The sequence below is a fragment of the Psychrobacillus sp. FSL H8-0510 genome (assembly GCF_038008345.1).
Taxonomy (GTDB): domain Bacteria; phylum Bacillota; class Bacilli; order Bacillales_A; family Planococcaceae; genus Psychrobacillus; species Psychrobacillus psychrotolerans.
In genome coordinates this window covers 210,982-229,593 of the sequence record NZ_JBBOYZ010000002.1, presented here as the reverse complement: position 1 = coordinate 229,593, position 18,612 = coordinate 210,982, and the positions used below count along the sequence as shown (strand labels likewise).

Annotated in this window: 16 protein-coding genes; 11 read left to right on the top strand and 5 right to left on the bottom strand. The window is 38.4% G+C overall.

The genetic code is table 11. The annotated features are described in order from the left end of the window. Positions 1-90 precede the first annotated feature (90 nt). Together MHI40_RS20990 and MHI40_RS20985 are read right to left on the bottom strand one after the other, a co-directional pair. Positions 91-2,520: a vitamin B12-dependent ribonucleotide reductase gene (locus MHI40_RS20990; protein ID WP_340765199.1), complete on the bottom strand. Its 2,430-nt coding sequence runs from the start codon at positions 2,518-2,520 to the stop codon at positions 91-93. A 493-nt stretch (positions 2,521-3,013) separates the two neighbouring features. Further along, the gene (locus MHI40_RS20985; RefSeq protein WP_340765197.1) at positions 3,014-4,264 is read right to left on the bottom strand and encodes an MFS transporter; all 1,251 of its coding nucleotides are present in this window, start codon (positions 4,262-4,264) and stop codon (positions 3,014-3,016) included. Between the two features lie 252 nt (positions 4,265-4,516). Here MHI40_RS20985 and MHI40_RS20980 point away from each other — a divergent pair, with 252 nt between their 5' ends. Together MHI40_RS20980 and MHI40_RS20975 are read left to right on the top strand one after the other, a co-directional pair. Next, positions 4,517-5,401 carry a 3'-5' exonuclease gene (locus MHI40_RS20980; RefSeq protein WP_340765196.1) on the top strand — a complete coding sequence of 295 codons (885 nt, stop codon included), beginning with the start codon at positions 4,517-4,519 and terminating at the stop codon, positions 5,399-5,401. 143 nt (positions 5,402-5,544) lie between these two features. Next, on the top strand, positions 5,545-6,348 hold the full coding sequence (locus tag MHI40_RS20975) for a hypothetical protein (protein WP_340765195.1): 804 nt from the start codon (positions 5,545-5,547) through the stop codon (positions 6,346-6,348). 242 nt (positions 6,349-6,590) lie between these two features. On the opposite strand, the gene MHI40_RS20970 is transcribed toward MHI40_RS20975, so the two are convergent. Both MHI40_RS20970 and MHI40_RS20965 read right to left on the bottom strand, forming a co-directional pair. Next, positions 6,591-6,776: a hypothetical protein gene (locus tag MHI40_RS20970; RefSeq protein ID WP_340765193.1), complete on the bottom strand. Its 186-nt coding sequence runs from the start codon at positions 6,774-6,776 to the stop codon at positions 6,591-6,593. Positions 6,777-6,948: 172 nt separating this feature from the next. Then, positions 6,949-7,572: a hypothetical protein gene (locus tag MHI40_RS20965; protein ID WP_340765191.1), complete on the bottom strand. Its 624-nt coding sequence runs from the start codon at positions 7,570-7,572 to the stop codon at positions 6,949-6,951. A gap of 140 nt (positions 7,573-7,712) precedes the next feature. Here MHI40_RS20965 and MHI40_RS20960 point away from each other — a divergent pair, with 140 nt between their 5' ends. Then, positions 7,713-8,546: an endonuclease NucS domain-containing protein gene (locus MHI40_RS20960; RefSeq protein WP_340765189.1), complete on the top strand. Its 834-nt coding sequence runs from the start codon at positions 7,713-7,715 to the stop codon at positions 8,544-8,546. A gap of 35 nt (positions 8,547-8,581) precedes the next feature. Here MHI40_RS20960 and MHI40_RS20955 read toward each other — a convergent pair whose 3' ends face one another. Then, entirely contained in the window at positions 8,582-8,980 is a 399-nt protein-coding gene (locus tag MHI40_RS20955; protein WP_340765188.1) for a type II toxin-antitoxin system PemK/MazF family toxin, read from the bottom strand. A 166-nt stretch (positions 8,981-9,146) separates the two neighbouring features. Between MHI40_RS20955 and MHI40_RS20950 the strand changes: the two genes are divergently transcribed. From MHI40_RS20950 to MHI40_RS20915, 8 genes are all read left to right on the top strand, one after another. Continuing rightward, a complete protein-coding gene (locus tag MHI40_RS20950) occupies positions 9,147-9,983 on the top strand; it encodes a hypothetical protein (RefSeq protein WP_340765186.1) in 837 nt (278 codons plus the stop codon). Continuing rightward, a complete protein-coding gene (locus MHI40_RS20945; protein WP_340765184.1) occupies positions 9,965-10,495 on the top strand; it encodes a crossover junction endodeoxyribonuclease RuvC in 531 nt (176 codons plus the stop codon). Before MHI40_RS20950 ends, MHI40_RS20945 begins: the two co-directional genes overlap by 19 nt. Next, positions 10,488-11,921 carry a hypothetical protein gene (locus tag MHI40_RS20940; RefSeq protein ID WP_340765182.1) on the top strand — a complete coding sequence of 478 codons (1,434 nt, stop codon included), beginning with the start codon at positions 10,488-10,490 and terminating at the stop codon, positions 11,919-11,921. The genes MHI40_RS20945 and MHI40_RS20940 overlap by 8 nt, the downstream gene beginning before the upstream one ends. A gap of 15 nt (positions 11,922-11,936) precedes the next feature. Further along, complete coding sequence (locus tag MHI40_RS20935; RefSeq protein ID WP_340765181.1) at positions 11,937-12,758, top strand: hypothetical protein; 822 nt, start codon at positions 11,937-11,939, stop codon at positions 12,756-12,758. A 138-nt stretch (positions 12,759-12,896) separates the two neighbouring features. Then, entirely contained in the window at positions 12,897-13,394 is a 498-nt protein-coding gene (locus tag MHI40_RS20930; RefSeq protein WP_340765179.1) for a single-stranded DNA-binding protein, read from the top strand. 201 nt (positions 13,395-13,595) lie between these two features. Continuing rightward, on the top strand, positions 13,596-13,775 hold the full coding sequence (locus tag MHI40_RS20925; RefSeq protein WP_340765178.1) for a hypothetical protein: 180 nt from the start codon (positions 13,596-13,598) through the stop codon (positions 13,773-13,775). Next, complete coding sequence (locus MHI40_RS20920; RefSeq protein WP_340765176.1) at positions 13,772-14,656, top strand: prohibitin family protein; 885 nt, start codon at positions 13,772-13,774, stop codon at positions 14,654-14,656. The genes MHI40_RS20925 and MHI40_RS20920 overlap by 4 nt, the downstream gene beginning before the upstream one ends. A gap of 237 nt (positions 14,657-14,893) precedes the next feature. Continuing rightward, positions 14,894-18,535, top strand: coding sequence for an RCC1 domain-containing protein (locus MHI40_RS20915; protein WP_340765174.1), 3,642 nt, complete (start codon positions 14,894-14,896; stop codon positions 18,533-18,535). Positions 18,536-18,612 lie beyond the last annotated feature (77 nt).

Genomic DNA, 18,612 nt, shown 5'->3' with positions numbered 1-18,612 from the left:
TAACACTCCTATTCGTGGTTTATCTATATTTTTTTAGGTAGGTATTTGTTTCGTTTTTCGTATTAAAAAAATGCCCCTGAGGGCACTTTCTTATATATCACATTTAAGTTGCGAGCCACAGTTAGAGCAAGTAGAACATCCCCCGGAATCGATTACTTTTCCTTCACGGCACATTGGACAAGTATTACCAACCTGTGTTCCATACACTACTGTTTCAGCTGTTTCAGCTATCTCTGCGATATCATCTTCAATCAAGGACAGAACTTGCATCGAACGACTGCCATCGACATAGACCGTACCGCCTTTTGCTCCGCCTTTATGAAGCATTTCGTATACTTTTTGTACTTGTTCTACGGTATATCCTTTTGGAGCATTTACCGTTTTCGACAGAGAAGAATCAATCCATCTTTGTATTGCACACTGTGTGTTTACATGCTCTTCAGGAGATAACTCCATCGCTGACACAAAGTAATCCGGAAGTTCCCCTTCGTGTTCTGGGTTATACTTCAGGTAGTCTTCTACGATTTTCGCATCGACTTTGATATTTGCTCCTAAACGTCCAGAACGATAATAACTGAATGAGTAGTACGGCTCTAGACCCGTAGAGCACCCAATCATTGTTCCAGTTGAGCCTGTTGGTGCAACAGTCAGTAAATGTGAGTTCCGAATACCAAACTCCAGGACATCCATACGAATATCTTCTGGCATTTCTTTCATAAATCCTGTATTGATAAATTTATGACGCAACTCCATCGTTTTTTCTTCTGTCTCCCCAATCAAGAAGGAGAAAGAACCTTTTTCTTTAGCTAGTTCGATAGACTCTCTGTAGGCTGCTGTAGCGATTGTTTCAAAGACCTCATTTGTCAAAGTTAAGCCATCTTCTGATCCGTACCTAGCTGCAAGTTTGATTAGTAAATCTGATAGACCCATAACTCCAAGTCCAATCCGACGTTCTCCAAGAGCTTGAACCTCATTTTCTTTCAAGAAATATGGACTTTTGTCTATTACGTTGTCCTGCAATCTGACCGATTCAGCAACTGTCTTAATCAAACCTTCTTTATCAAATGTTTTATCTCCAAAGTTAGCGAAGACACTTAAGTTAATTGCGGCTAAATTACAAACAGAATAAGGTGCCAGTGGCTGCTCCCCACAAGGGTTTGTAGCGACTACTTTTTGCCCGTATGCTGCTGCGTTTGTTTTATCGTTTGCATTATCAATGAAGAACACACCAGGTTCTGCTGCATATGTTGCACAGATATTGATTAAATTCCAAACATCTTTTGCTCGAACTTCACGGTAGACTTTCACCGCATAGCCCCTTTTCTCCCATTCTCTAACGTCTCCAACATTATGCCAATTTTCGTTGTAGAATTTCATTTCGCGTTTCGTGTAATTTTCTACATCGGGGAAACGAAGGCTATACATCTCATCGTTTTCCACCGCAGCCATAAATTCTTTTGTGAGAGCGATAGAGATATTTGCACCTGATAAGAATTCTGGGTCATTCACACTGTAAGTTCCGCCATCTTTAAGTGATTTCTCAGCAGTATTACGAGATTCATCAGATACATTATGACGAATAGTCAATTCATAGATTTCTTTTTCAGAATCAGTTAAAGGCGTGAAGCTTAATTTTTCTTTCGCCATTTCCTGAATGAAAGGATTGTCAATCTCTTTCATGATGTAGCGTAGAATATCTGGATTTTGCATCTTAGACAGAATGAATTCGATGACGTCTGGGTGCCAATCTGATAATAAAATCATTTGTGCCCCTCTTCGCGAACCGCCCTGTGAAACAAGGTGTGTTAATTTCGCAATGTCATCTAGCCAAGAAACAGAACCGCTAGATTTTCCGTTTACTCCTCTTGCAAGTGTATTGCGAGGTCTAAGAGTCGAACCATTTGTTCCAACGCCACCACCACGACTCATGATTTCCATTGCTTTTTTGCGATGATTATTAATTCCACCACGGGAATCCTTGACCATTGGTAGTACATAACAATTGAAGTAAGTTACATCTGTACCAGAACCAGCACCGTAAAGAACACGACCTGCAGGTACTAGCTTTTCCATTGCAATCAAATTAGTGAACTTTTTAAACCATACTTCTTGTTCAACCTCATCTTCTGATAGTTCACGTGCATTTCGAAGTGCGATTTGCTCATAGTATAACTCCAAAGGTTTTTCGATTTTGTTAATCGGACGAATAATCGTAGATTCTTTACCTTCTTCTACATATTCGCTTTCTAATTCAATAACTGCCTCTTTATTTTTTTTGTCGAGGGAACGAACATACCCAAATCCACGCCCTGGAAATTTCGGGTCTTCCTTTACGGTTAATACAACTAAGTCTCCGGACTTCAGCGTTTTTAAAGCTGTATCCTTTTGACTGTAACGATCTAACATGACCATACGATTCACACCAGAACGGTGTAATTTCATGTCAGGTGTAATCGGATGAATCATATCGAATTTCTCGATATCCTTGTTTAGTTGTTCGATGTGTTGTTGTGTGTACATAATGTTTTTCCTCCTCGTGTGTTGAGTAGACGATTTTGCGTCTAGGTTCTGTTCTATTCAAAAACAGACCTACTTATGACACTAAATCCACTAACTCAATCTCCTTTTTAATTTAATGCTACCCGTGTCTAGTTTTACAGCCAGTCGAATGATTGCCTATTGGGCAATTCTCCTTTCTTTTCATGCTCGCACTATTCTATGCAGGGGAGTAAGGTTTGATTTCCCGACATTAATGACTCTTTCAAAAAAAAAGAGATAATATTGGTGTCAGTTATGTATGAACAAACAAAAAAGACCTGCAACAGCTATGCTGTATACAAGTCTTTGGAGGTTATCGTGCTGCTTCTGTACCTCTTGCTTTTTCCATTTCGCGAGCTGCTTCCATGTGTGTCACCTCCATATCTAATGATTAATACATTGTATTCTTATACAACATAAAATATTCTGTTAACATGAGTGGTTCGACATGTTTTTGACTCTTATAATGAAAATCCTATATATTGACGTCTTTTTTAAGTCGTACATCTTCCATCATTTTGCCTAACTTTTGCATGAATAAATAGGTGAGCAATGCAATCACAACGAAGAAGAAAGTCATGGTTGATTTTGAGAAATAATCCATGAGCACAATACAGAAAGAGGCAAGAATAAGACCGATATCTGCTGTAGTGTTATAAGCAGCCAAGTATGAACTTTTCAGATTTTCATCTGCAATATCTCCTACATATGAATCGAGTAAAGGCCATGTTAATACTTCTCCTATTGTCAATATCATCATGCTTAGAATAAGAGGTAGTAACGAGTCAAAATGAACAATTCCAATAACCCCAATTAAAAATATCCCTAGACCATATCGCAGGATCTGTTTTTCTGTAGCATGCTTTAATACATAGGTGGAGACTCCAATTAAACACAATACAAGTAGAGTGTTAACTAATAACAGTAGCCCTGAGACATTTCCTCCCGTAATCTCATAAGAATGAAAGTTGATGCTTGGGAAGGTTTCTACTAGTCGAACATTGACATAATTTGTCGTTTGGCTTTCCATGAAAATGAAAAAAATCATTCCAATCATATAAAAACGGAACAACTTGTCTTTCATAATAATCTTATAGCCTGTTCCTAGCTCCTTAAAAGATTCTAAGGCAGTTTGTGGCTTCTCTTCTGATGAAAGACGCGTCTCTGGGATGAAAAAGAAAACAATCAGAATAGACACAATCGACATAGAGAGTAAAGTCAACGAAACGATAGCGAAATGGTCCTTGTAAAGACTAGCTCCTAGTAAACTTCCAATACCGACTGCAAGATTGCTAACCCAATAAAGGTACATTAAAGCAAACTTTCGAGAATGTTGATCGGTGAGGTCTAGTATCATTCCGGATGCAGCAGGTCGATAAGCGGCAATGGCAACCATGTTTAAGGCCATCATTAAACTGGTAACCCCAGGTGAGAACCAAATCACGGAATTGGCCAGAACAATCACAAGAAATGAACTTATTTGAACAGATTCAACAATCAGCATGACTCGTTTCCTTCCGAACTTGTCTGCTGCGTATCCACTATAGATACTAGCGAGAAATCCTAATGCAATCCCAATCATTGGGATAAACCCAGCCGCCTTTAATCCGAAGTGAAGATTAATATAGAGAGGCGTCATCATAATCATTGCATAGGTAAGGAACTGTGTAAAAAAACTTTGAACAATACGTAAACGGACCCCTTTGTGTAATTCCTTGAACTTCATATCTTTTACCCTCCATAAGAAAGAATTGAGAGCATAGAACTCTCAAACTTTTCAGTTTTTCCTATCTTATGTATAGGTAGAATGTGATATGCCATTTGTCAAACATCGTTCAACATACTACTAAAACAGTTTTAACAATGGGGTTGCCCTCTTATTATTTCTATAATATTCCAAACAACTTTTCTAAAAGCTTTATAAAACGACGAGAGATGCATAAGATACACTAATCAAAAAACAAATGGAGGTGACCTTATGGTTGCAAATGTGAATAAGGTAGATAAAAAGGAAGTAATGCTGGGAATAATGTTGAGTATGGAGGATTTTATCATTGCTGATTTTGAAACGACGGGCTTGTCACCAGATAAAGGGGCTAGAATAATAGAGATTGGTGCCGTGAAAATTAAAAAAGGGAAAATAGTAGATAGATATCAACAATTCATCTATCCAGAGCAGAAGATTTATGCAAAGATTATCGAACTTACGGGGATTACAAATGAAATGTTGGTAGGCAAACCGTTAGAATCTGAAGTATTGCCAGGGTTTTATGAATGGATGGAAGGCCTTCCGTTCGTTGCACACAATGCTATGTTCGACTGGGATCGCTTTTTGAAGCCAAGTCTTCAAAAATTAGGGATTGCTTCAAGTCAATTAGTTGTTTGCACAAAAGTAGTGGCTAATGCTTATTTAGAATTGGCAAACGGCAAGTTGTCCACTCTTTGTGGATATTACGACGTAGAAATCGAAAATCATCACAGAGCAATTGACGATGCCGTAGCATTAGCGAAAGCATTTCTTCTTATGAAAGAAGAGTTGTCGAGCGAAAAAGAAGAATTACATTCGGTTTATAGCCAAATGGACTTGTTTGGAAACGAACCTAGTAAAGAAATGCAATCCTTTAAAGTGAGTCGCGTTTCCTATTGGGAGAAAAAGGTTGGAAAGAATACGATGAATCGTATTTACGTACAGTTAGATATTGGAACTGTGTTCTTAGATTTACAGAAAGATCATTGGTTTTCAAAAGATGTCGAAGGTAATATTGATTTTCAAGAGGTAGAAACTCGCACCATTGATTTCATACGAAAAAAATCTCGAGACGAATTGTTAACTTTCCGAGGTCAGCGATCTGTGGCAAGTTAATATATTTCCAGAAGGACGCCATTAGTGGCGTTCTTTTTTTGTCATGAATCGAGGACGTGCTCTCTTTAACTGGGATTAAAGTAACTACTTCTTACGTAGAATACCTTATCAAATGAAAGGAGAAGAAAATGCAAACACCAACCATGAAAGCATTTGAAAGGTTGGAGAAGAAATTCTTCGATCAAATTCAATACAAACAAACATCAATAAGACCTGAGTTTCCAGGAGAAATTGTATACCAAAGAATACTAGACTCAGAGGAGTTTGTCCAAAAGTTTCATGATTGTTTAATTGAAATGGTCATTGAAAAAAACCCAGCAACTATTCAGAAGTTGAACGATTTCTTCCATAACCTGCAAATCAAAACCTCACCGTATAATTGGGAACAAGAACATTACAACTTCTTGTTAAGAGAGTTGTTTTTGCATGCTGCAGCTATTCTGCTCCGAGCAAGGCAGTATCATTTATTGGATGGAATCTTATCTGAGAAAAGGAGTTATAACAAAGGCTCGAGAAAAAGGATAGACGTCAGTTTTGTCCATTTTGGACTTCCTTGCTATAGCTTGGAAAATAAACAGGAAGAATCGAGAAGAGTCACAGCGGCTCAACTGATTTTGGAACGATCCTTGAATGTTTGGAAATCGCAGATTGTTGAAACAGACCTCGTGTTGTTTTATTTGTCTTGCTTGCGTGGAGAAAGAAGGCACCCTTGGACACCAACGTTGGCTGGATATCATGAAGAGGGAGAACTGTGTTTCCTAAGCCTGTTAAAGCTGAAGGATGTATACCTTAACGCTCAAACGCTCTTAGGAGGATATTCACCCGAAGATCTATCGTTAAAAGCGAAGGAGTTTGTCTTGCCAACTGGCCATCATCCTTTTGCCAAGGGTGACTATGCACCAAAACTCTGGGAAGTGATGAATATTGAAAACATAGCCACCCTTTAATTGGGTGGTTTTTCTTGTTCTTTATAGCCGCAAGAAGATTCGACCAAGAGGATACATCTGGATTCTGCAAAATAGTCCAATTCTATCTGTTTTTTATGTTTTAAAGAGGGTCTTTAACGGTAAGCCAAATAAAGCACGTCGTCGTTAAGGCATTTAGTAGTTAACCGGGAATAATCTACAGCGTGTCGGGATATAGGTTATTGGTTCACTATGTCAGAATATTCGGTTTGTTATATGTCTAACTACTTATTGATTTCTGTTTGTGTGAAGACTTTTACAAATGCAGTTGATAAGACAATAAATGTCGCAATAGTATATGTTCCCATGATATAACTATTTACTCCACAGTAATAAAGTACTAGTAGACATAGCTGAGATAAGCTGTAAAAACTAAAGAACAAAATGATTTTTTTTCTGTTGTTTTTCATCTCAAGACCTCCTTTTTTGTCATATTGCACTATTCTACTATACATATATATGTACATTTTTTTATGTTACAAAAAAACAATTCGCATTTCTGTAAATACTCGTTATTTTATTGCAGAAAACCCTTACCTATAAAAAAAGAGGACGCATTTTTAGCATCCTCTCTTTTTTAACTTATTTTGCAGCGTTTTGCATTTCCATCATGAGTTTAGCTGTAATATAACCTTCAATGTACTTTTCCGTAATTAAGAATAACTGTTTGAAATGTTCATCGGATAAAGGAATACGAATAATCTTCTCCGGTCTTCCATTTACATATTTTGGTGCAATCAAACCTTTGTCAGTTTCTTCCCCAGGTCCAATCTCTGCAGATAACATCCAAGGTGATTTGCTACCTGGAGTAATTTTAAACTGGCGAGAGAGAGCTTTTCCATCTGGACGCGTTTTACCTTGCTGTGCGAGTTTCTTCACACCAACCCCCCCTAAAAGTGTAAAGATAGGTTTAGCATAAGAATACCCACCCTTTTCCATATCGGCAAGTGCTGTTTTTGCTAAGTGAGAAAGACGGCCAGACTTCATATCTTGTGCTAACTGCAAGAATTCTGGAAGAGAAATGAACACAGTGATTTCATCTTTCTTTTTATTGCCGGCAGCTGCTTTGTTGTCATATGTGACAAAACCTAGTGCTACTTTATCAATACTAAATGTCCCTTTTAAAATTTCTACGAATGAGTCTTTACCGTCAAATCTGATGATTTGATGATCTACATAATTTTTTTCTGCTACTTGATTCGCCATGGAATCTCCTCCTTATATTTGAAATCGCTTATTATATGCAGTTGCCTTGCTTTTGAATCATTCGATGTAGTTCAACAAATAGATACAATTATTTCTCCTTTGAACTGCATACAACAGGCATAAAGAAGGGGGATATTAAGATGAGTCTAGAGTCTTTTTATCAAAGAGATAAAGAAGAAGAAGCTCTTTGTGAACTATTTATTCGTTATGCTATTGCTCACGACACTCGACCATTTCAAAAAGTGGACGACTTGTCTATTTTAGGATTTCTAAAACAGGAAGAGTTTCCTGATGATATATACGAAGCGATGGGGATGTACCATTCATCAATACAAATGGTTCCGTTACGAATACCTTATTGGAAAAACGAAGTAGCGAGTAAGTGGGATAAAATAATACGACTATCAGAATCGATAAAAAGACGCTACGATTTCAATTCCCTCCAAAGTAGAGAAAAACTTCCTCATAAAGACCTTCGTTGTTATTTTCGATTAACTGCGTATCGTGTTTTGTTTGTTCCAGAACGAGATCCTTGCGAATGGGAAACTACTATTCTTCAAAACGGGATTATTATAGAGAAATACGAAAAAATGCGAGAAGAAACACTAGAAATGATTCTATATAAGGAACCATCTTTAATTGAGGAAGGATTAGTGTTCACGGCACGCCAAGTAGAGGTTCATAAAGGAAGAATTGATCTGGTTGGTAAGGACATCAGAGGGGCTACTGTTTTGTGCGAAGTGAAAGTAGAAGAGGATAAAGATGTTTTATGGCAGGCTGGTAACTATCCACGATTGTACCAAGATAAATATGGTAAAAGGAAAGAACTACGCATGATCGTAGTTTCACCACAGATGCAAATATCTCTGGAAGAAGAATTGAAGGAAAAAGGGACAGAAATATTTCACATACGCAATTTCCCAACCTTGCATCTGCTACCAAAAAAAAACAAGCAAAAAATCCTTAATGGATAATTGCTTGTTTTATTTTTTTTATAAATTACTATATTTTATGCGTGTCTTTTGGCTGAATTACTACCGTTATAGGTGTCGAACTCAATAATACCCAACGATATCTTGATCTTTTCATTCATATCGTTGTGAAGATGTACGGGTAATTCTCCAATTTTCTTACGTAAGCATTCCTTTGATATCGTTTGTATTTGTTCAAACAAAACGGTGGAATCTTCTAACAGATTGGCGGTTCCTTTTAGTACTTGCATATGTGTAGGTAAGTTTTTGTCTTTCTTTTTCGATGTAATAGCCGCAACAATCGTAATTGGTGCAAAATGATTGCCTAAATTATTTTGAATGATGACCACTGGTCGCGTTCCTCTTTGTTTACTTCCCTTGCCTGCTTCTAATTCCGCAAGATAGACATGACCCCTTATTAATTTGAAATCATCCATATGATTTCCTCCTTTTTTGAAATGAACACGTAGCAATATATGCAATCGGAAGTATTTTTACCACTTGTGTAAACACGTACGTTTCAGTTCGACTTGATTCGCCTTATAACTTTATGTACTACAGTATACAATAGGTAAATATGGTTGTCAATATGAGGGGGATTTTATGTACGCAATTACTAGCAATAAAGGTGCTTTAAAAATAGGTCTGGGCATTGATAAGCCTGAAATTAACTTTACGTTCAGGGACGGCTACATATGGGAGTGCGAAGCTAAAAGTGCAGTAGGTTTTGAGATGTTAGTTGATATCGTGTCTTCAACTATTACTATGTCAATATTAGAAGATGTTCTGTTGGAAAAAATGAAGGATAAAGAACCGTCAGAAACAGTGGAGTGGGTGAATGAATACGGTGTAGGATACTTTCAGGACTATTACTTTTCTCGCTTAGTAAGACACCAGGTTCATCGGTATCTACAGGTAAATGAAAGAATACAAATAGAGTCATTTGAAACTTTCCTTTTGCCAGGGATACGTCAAGATGCAAGTGTATATATTGAACATTTAACCACAAACAACGAATCGTCCTATCCACTGGAAGAAGAAATGTCCTATACTTCCGAAATAAGTGATATTGTCAGCGTGTATAAGTCTGAATTGGAAAAACTGGAAAATGCACCGAACTTTGAACGTTTCCACTTAATCGAAAAAGACAAGAAACACATGCTATTAGGGGAGTATAAAGGACAACTAACTGTAATAGGGAAAGATTGGTTGCATGGTGTAATACCAGAACTATATACAGTAATGAAAATCGACGAGGATTTAGATACAAATGATCCAATTTACTTTTTACCACTAGCTATGCATATTTTTGATGTAGCGAGTATAGTTCTTCACCGCCAAAATCCAAAACGCAAAAAAATATTTGATCAATTAATGGTAGAGATGGAGATAGATGAGTATGCAATGGTTCCATGTAAGGGATGTCCATTGTGCAAGTAAATCAAGTGTTCTTAGGAGTAGATCAAGGAATTGCTAATTGTGGATATGCTTTTATTCAGGCAACAAAGAATGGATTGCATCTACTTAGTAGCGGAACGATAAAGACACCAGCAAAAACGCCTTCTCATACACGAGTTTACACCATCTTCTGCTTGTTAGAGGAATACTGCTCTATTTACAAACCGATTATTATGGGTGGCGAATTATTAATGTTCAGTCCTCCCAGAAAATCAGGTGGAAATGAATCTGCTTCTATGATGACTGTTAATCTTGTTTCCGGTGCATTGTGTGTACTAGCTGCGAAGCAAGGGATTGATTATAAAGAGTATATTCCTGGTTCCATTCGTAAAACGGTAACAGGGAAAGGTAAAGCTACGCAGCAGGAGTTGAAGGAAGTTTTGTCATCCTTGATTAACAAAAAGAGATTTTCTAAACATGAACTAGATGCAGTTGCGATAGCCGTTCATCTAGAAAAAAAATATAGAGAAGAGAGGGAAGAAAAAAATGACTAAAAGAACAAGATTTATCGGGATAGCTTTCATCCTGCTCGTATTTATCCTTGTTATCAGCTTTATATACTTGTTTTCCAATAAGGAAAAAGATAAAACAATAGAGGAAGAGGTGGAGAAAGAGCCTCGCCAAGAAATTGTTGGATATTCAGATGATGGAAAACTTACACTGTATGATGCATGGGACGGAAAGGTAAAAGATCGTTTTGACCTTAAATCACTTAGCGTAGAAAAAGAGGTAGTAGTAGAAGAAAAGACAGTAAAGAAAGTGGTAGAAACTACTGAAAAGTCTGTTCCTAAAACAAGTGTAGATAATAGCTATAAAGAGTTTGAAAAAATACGAGTTACGATTGTAAACCATGATAATGCGTGGAACATTCAAACCAAATTAACTCCTAAACGAAACACGATTGTCATGCTTCGACATGTACGCGATCTGAATAATGGGTATGCGATGCATCCAATTTATCCGGGAGAAGAATTCATTTTCTTGAAGGAGAAGGATGCTTATGTAGATGAAAAAGATATTGGCATTGAAATTATTGAAGAAGTCGAAGAAATTGTATATGAAGAAGTAATCGAACAAATCACCATTAAGAAAAAAGAAGATCATTACATTTTCTATAAAGATATGCAATCAGAAAACCTATTTGCATATTCAGATATTGATGAAAAGGTCTACTTAGTGACTTCCCAAGAGCACAAATTGGACGTGAAACCAATTGATATGAAAGATCTCGGTAACGCGAAACAGTTTGTGAAAGGAGATGCTGGATATCTCTTTATTTATGAAGACAAAAAAGCCAAGATGGTGAAAGAGGATAGTGTGACGGATATCGTTTTACATGGCGAGCCAGAGAAGATAGTAGTGGCCGGCAAACATGTATTATATGCTTTCGACAAAGAAGTGGGAAGTATTTCTATGGAAGACGCACACCATATCTATGCACACATCGGGGAACAATTAAAAGAAATGATAGTTTTAGATGAACATGTTTATGCTCTTAACATTTTTGGTAGCAATTCCGACAATTCATTACTATTCAAAATAGAGCCGGAAACACTATACGCGGTTAAATTATTAGAGTTAGAAGGCGACAGTACCTCTATCGTGTCGTTTGGAAACGAACAACAATTAATCGTGAGTAGAATATGGGAATCGTTAGATCCATTAGGTAAAGAAATTAAAGAACCGCAAATCGTGGAGATACACAAAGAAAAAATGAACATCGACAAGATTGATGCAGATACATCTAACCGCTTCTTTACAAATGGCTCTGTCGAGAGGCATCGTTTGTTTACAAAAAATCAAGACAAACTCGAAGTCTATGACCTAGCGAAGAAAGAAAAACTAGCAGTATATGCGTTTCCTGAACAAGATTATCTAATCTTGTCTAAACAATTCGAAGGGGGTGAGGGAGCAGAGTAATCTGTTCCTGATTATATGGAGACAACGAATGCAATGGCTATGCATGCAGCATGGAGAAGTAGAATTTACTTGATACACGGAAGCAAGATACCTAAAGGGAAAGATTTGCTACAGGTTTTCCTTGAGGCATACGCATTTACTTGGTCGCACGAACCATTCAGTGAGAAGAAGAAAGTTTATGAATGGTTTAAAGAAGAGGCTGAGGATTATCCGCATTGGTTACAAACAAGAGAAAATGAGTGGTGGGCCTATCATCTTTTAACTATGCTAGCTTTTGCCAAGCAGGATAAGGCACAATTAGCTCAAAATATTATACAGCGTATGCTTAATGATGTTCCAACAGATGAAGTATCTATTTGTTATGAAGTGAACAACATATCAGGATTACTAAGATCATCTTTCAATATCCCTTTTATGCCAAGAATGAGCTATCAACATGCTTTTGAGACAGATGCAAGTATGGCGGACGACGGAGGTGTGTCAGAGAGTATTCTAGGGTCGATGAAGGTGGGATTGAAAGGGTTAAAAAAGGTCTTGCCAGTTGAGAAAATGGAAACATCGGAAATCGAGCCTTTCTTGAAGCCGAATATTGATAGTAACAACCTAAAGTACGAAATCATTAATGAATTATTGATTAAACGGACGTTATCTTGGTTGATGGCTCCGGAATGGAAGGATATGTCTGTCGAAGAGAAAAGCGAAAAGATGGATGAGGAAGTAGAAGTTTACGTGTTCACCTTATTAAAACCAGAGATAGAGGAAAAACTGTTTGAAAATGTTTTCGCTGTTCTTCGAGAGGTTGTTCGTCCTATAGAAGAGATTGACTCGCCCGCATAATAGCGGGTTTTTTTATGGTTCGACATTCTAAACTCTATAAATGGAATATAATTTTCTAAGTCCCATATAATACTGCGTGTTGAGTAAAAAAGGAGTTGTCCACGCTCGACAACAATCATATAAAGGGAGGTATGCAATATGCATACAATCGTAAACACTATTCAAGAAATCAAAGGAACAAAAACAGAAGTTTTAATGTTATTCGGTACGGGTCGTTTAACAAATGATCCACCAGAATTACGCGAAACAGGAACAGGTAAAAAGGTATTGTCGTCACAGAAAGGTCATCGCTTTGCGATTGCTTTCTACAACGGACAGAATAAGGATGCTTCATTCTATGGCATCGAAGCTTGGGAGAAAACAGCTGAGTTGATGAAAAACTTAACGTTTAAAGGTCAAGAAGTTGAAGTAGCTGCACGCATTAAAACAGAACATTTCGAAGTTCAAGGCGAGAAACGCACAGCCGAAACTTTAGTAATTGAGAAGTTTAATGTTAAAGGTTATAAAGAAGGTTCTAAACCAACCACTTCATCAACTTCAACAACTAACTCAAGTGCACCATCTGAAGCGAAAGAACTTGTTGGAGCTGGACATTCTGGCCCAATCGAAGTCTCTGATGATGATCTGCCGTTCTAAGAAACCTGAAGGAGAGGGATTCCCTCTCTTTTTTTTTTGGTTGAAAAGAAAATGAAGCGGAGAACACTCCTGTAGGAGTATTTTTTTAGTGGATATATATGTTTCATGAAGTGTTGACAACTAAAATGATATAATGTATACTATAGTAGATGTAAGGGGTAGCAAGCAAAGTGATTTACTTTATAGGAGGGTGCTTGGAAAATGGTCAGATTGGTGATTGTGTTGGTTTTGTTAGCCCTGGTCGTTACAGGTTGCTTAATTTTTGCAATAAAAGATATGAGAAGGCTAGGAAAGCAAGCTGGCGAATTTATTGAAGATGCCGTAACGGGCAACACTGAAGATGAAGAAGATGATGAATTAACTAAGGGGGAAAAGAAATGAGTAAAGGTTTGAGTATTAAAGGTATATTATGGTTGGTTGGTTTATTTATCACAGTTATGGTTGTAATTGTTGGGTTATTTACGTTCGTTGAACGAGTGCCAGAAGGAAAAGTAGCAGTTGTTTATTCGCCAGCAGGCGGAGCAAAAGAAGTGCTGAATCCAGGTTGGCATTTAATTAAGCCGTTAGAAAAAACACAAGAATACCCAACACGTATAACAATTGTAGAAACAGCAATCAGCGTAACGACTAATGATGGTAAAAAAATCACTATGCCTGCACGTTATGAAATGAAAGTAGATAAATCGAAAGTGTTAGAAATCTTTCAAGAGTTAGGTAGTCAAGACATCGAGCAAATCCAAGAAGGTTATTTATACCAAAAACTATTCAAGGCATCACGTTCGGTCGTTTCGACTTACAGCGTATTGGACATATTCGGCACTAAAACAACTGAAGCTTCTGCAAAAGTTGCAGAATCAATGGCTGATAGTTCGGAAGGTTTAGGATTTATCATCGCAGATGTAACACTTGGAAATCCAGAGGTGGACAAAGATACACAAGCTGCAATTGATGCTCGCGTTCAGAAAGCACAAGAATTAGAACGATTGAACTTAGAGAAAGATATTGCAACAGCTAATGCAGCAAAACAAAAGATTGAATCAACAGGAGTAGCGGATGCTGAAATTGAGCGAGCTCGTGGAGAAGCCGAATCAGCTAAAATTCGTGCTCAAGGGGAAGCAGAGGCAAACAGAACCTTAAATGCTTCTTTAACTGAAAACGTCCTGAAATTAGAGGAAATCAAAGCTCGTCAGAAACACGGTTGGATCACTATCAGTGGAACAACACCATTGGTAGAAGTGAAAGAAAAAGAAGAAGCAAAATAGAATAAAGAAAACTTAGCGTCCTTTCGAGGACGCTTTTTTGTTGTCTCAAAAGATTGCCTGATGGAAAAGCAAAGACTGACCTTCAAGCAAAACTGGATGCGGTTCGAAATAAACAAGACGTGAGCCACTCCTTCGGGGGAGGTTCTTTTGCAAACCAAGGCTAGGTCTTTTTTCTCGAATAATTTAGTACGAAAGCCATAGGATGTATTGTTAAACAAAATAAGGAGGGACAAAAAAATGAACAATGAAACAATGAAGCAACATAAAGCACGAAATGTATTAGCAAGAAGATTTATAAAGACGAGTTTAGTGGCTTCTTTACTATTGTCAGGAGCTATGACGACAATTGGACCATCGGGGGTAGGTATGTCCTTTACCCACATGCAAGTGGCGGAGGCAGCTAGTGAAATAAATGTTTTTGAAGATATCGTAAGTGGAGAAGGACACTTTCTCGCACTCTCTACGGATAGAAGCGTCTACGCTTGGGGATTTAATTATTATGGACAAATAGGCAATACAACGACTCATCAAACGACACCTACGAAAGTAGAAGGACTAACGAATGTGGCGGCTATCGAAACTGGTGATAATCATAATCTCGCACTCACGTCAGAAGGAGACGTTTATACATGGGGAAGAAATGATTTGGGGCAATTAGGAAATGGAAAGACTGGAACAAGTAAATATCCCACGCCAACGAAAGTAGAAGGTTTGTCAAACGTTGTAGCAGTTAAAGCTGGGATTAATCATTCCTTTGCAATTACCTCAGACGGAAGTGTCTTTGCGTGGGGAGCTAATGATAAAGGACAATTGGGCGACGGGACGACTACAAACAAATTAATACCGACAAAAGTTAACGGTTTGTCTAATGTAGCGAAATTAGAAGCTGGGCGTTCACACTCGCTAGCCGTCATGTCGGATGGAAGCGTTTATGCGTGGGGAGCTAACGATCGGGGGCAATTGGGCGATGCGTCAACTATAAATAAAGTAACGCCAACGAAAGTTAACAGTTTGTCAAATGTAACAGAAATTGAAGTTGGGGATTCACATTCAATAGCCATTATTTCTGATGGAAGTGTTTATGCATGGGGACTGAATGATAAGGGACAAATTGGGGACGGAACGAAAATAAACAAATTAATACCGACAAAAGTTTTATCTAATGTTATAGAAATAGAAGCTGGTGCGAACCACTCGCTCGCAATTACCTCGGATGGGACACTCTATGCGTGGGGGCACAATCAATATTCACAACTGGGCGATAGGTCAACAACAGATAGAACTACTCCTTTGAAAGTAAATGGTTTATCTAATGTCACGGAAATAGTAGCCGGGACCTACCACTCGCTTGCAATTACTACAGGCGGAAGCGTCTATGCTTGGGGGAATAATGGGTCTGGACAACTGGGAAACGGAACGACTACAAGCAAAATCACCCCAATGTTGCTAGTGAATATCAAAGCAAGTGGTGGAGAAGAAACTAAAATCTTAGAAGCTGCTACTGCTTCTGTAGTGAAAGCAGAAGGTTCATTGTTACAAGCGGATGTAGAAGCATCTCGTTTACTTGTGAACAATCTTCCATCTGGGACAGAGAAAACAAACTTAACGAATCGCTTAGATGTGGTGCAAAAAGCAATTGATGATGCAAACACGTTGGCGGAACAGAGAGCAACAGCTACTACAACAGTAGTTAAGGCAGAGGGTTCTAAGCTCCAAACAGATGTAGACGCTTCTCGTTCCCTTGTGAACGCTTTGCCGGATAGTGAAGAAAAAACAAGCTTAATAAATCGCTTGAATGTCGTGCAAGTGGTAATTGATGTGTCTGCTGCTTCCTATGAAGAGGCGATGGCGGAGCTTGTAGATATGAAAGCCTACTTGCTCACGGGTGAAGGTACACGTGAAGATATATTAGCTATGAAGGATGCATTAAATGTCATCTTGTCTGATTCGACATCACTTCTACAAGAATCTCAAAGAACAGAAGTTGCTCATTATGTGCAGGATGTACTAGATATCATTGGGTTGCTAGAAACCATTTGGGACAAGATCGCAAACGGCGAACTAGCAGGACTGGATGAATTGGTATCTCAATTGCCAGAATCCGAACTGAAAGATAATATAAAGCAAGAAGTAGAAGATGCGAAGACACCAGAAATCGATAATGCTCTAGTAGAAGCTGTAGAGTCTGTTGAAAAAGCAGAGCAATCGAAACTGCAAGCAGACGTGGACGCATCTCGTTCACTTGTCAACGGTTTAGAAGACGGTACAGAAAAAGCTAGTCTCATAGAACGCTTAGAAGCTGTTCAAAAAGGTATAGACGATGAAAAATTATTGGCTGATCAAGTTATCAAAGCAACGGCAGCTGTTAAGAAAGCAGAAACTTCTAAAGTGCAGACAGATATAGATGCAGCTCGAAAATTAGTAGAGGCATTGCCCTCTATTTCAGAGAAACCAGCTCTAACAATTCGATTAGACTCTATTTTAGTTTCACCTGAAGGGGAGGAACTTGTGAAAGAAGCACAAGATGCTGTCGACAAGCTAAATGACCAGTCGACAAAAGAGCAATTAACTACAGCGAAAGAATTAGTAGCTAAATTGCCTACTAGTTCTACTAAAACGGATTTAAGTGATCGCATCACTAAAATAGAATTAAACCAAAAAGCGATAAACGCTGTCGTTCAAGCAGAAAAAATGCAAACGAACTACAACATCACTTTAGCAGAAAAAGCGATTAATCAACTACCAGATGGCCCGCTTAAAACAGAACTGGCGGAACGAATTCAACAACTCAAGCTGACTCTAGAAGCTGAAAGTAAAGTGAAGTCTGCTGAATTGACTAAACGAGACCCGTATATAACGGATGCTATGGAAAGCATTAATAAACTAAATGATTCGCCTAAGAAAACGGAGCTTACTAACCGCATGAAAGTCATCCAAGATGCACTTGCTGGCGAAGCAGAGGCAACACTCTTAGAAGAAGCGACAATCCACGTGGTTCTTGCTGAACAACATAAACGAGATCCGTACCTAACAAGTGCAAAAGACCTTGTTTCTAAGCTGAAAGAAGGAGCGGACAAAACAGCTCTCGAAGCAAGATTAAAAGCGATACAGGATGCTGCTCCAGTTACACCAGAGGCTCCAGAGGTCGACCCAGCACTCTTAAAAGCAGCGGAGACACAAGTTTCTTATGCAGAACGTTACAAGCGTGACCCGTACCTAACGCGTGCACAAGAGGCCGTCGACAAACTTCCAACAAGTGAAGTGAAAACAGTCATGCAAGAAAGATTAAATGTACTAACAAATGAAGCGAGTGATCAAGTCGAAGCAGCTAAGCTAAAAACAGCGAGTGATAGGGTAGCTAAGGCAGAAACAGCTAGTGACTTGTTCGTTATCGAAGAAGCTCGTTCGCTTGTGAATGGACTAAAAGATGGAGATGCTAAACAAACACTCTCTGAACGCATAGAAGCAATTGAAGTAACGGAATTGATGCAGTTTGCGTATGAATTAAAAGTCGAAATCGACGCCATCACCGATGTAACAATCAAGCAAGCACTTCAAGAAGCTTACACAGCAGTTGGAGTGGCGAAAGAACGCCAAACATTGACGTATATGACAAAGGCTTCTAAAAGTATCGAAGCTCTAAACAAATATGAGGCGACTTACAGCAATGTCATCGAGAAACTGTCGACATTCTTCACAGACATGCAGAAAGAACTCGAAATGCAAAAGCTCATTGTTGCTGCTGATAATGCAGTCGCTCTAGCGGAGAAATATAAACGTGCACCGTACTTTGTGAAAGCACAAGCAGCTATCGATTTAGTGCCTGTAGGGAAAGCAAAAACCGACCTCCAAACTAGACTCGATGTTGTAATGAACTAAACAAGACATGAACCACTCCTTCGGGGGTGGTTCTTTTAATATTCAAATAAATGTGGTCTCTATATTGCTGAATGATG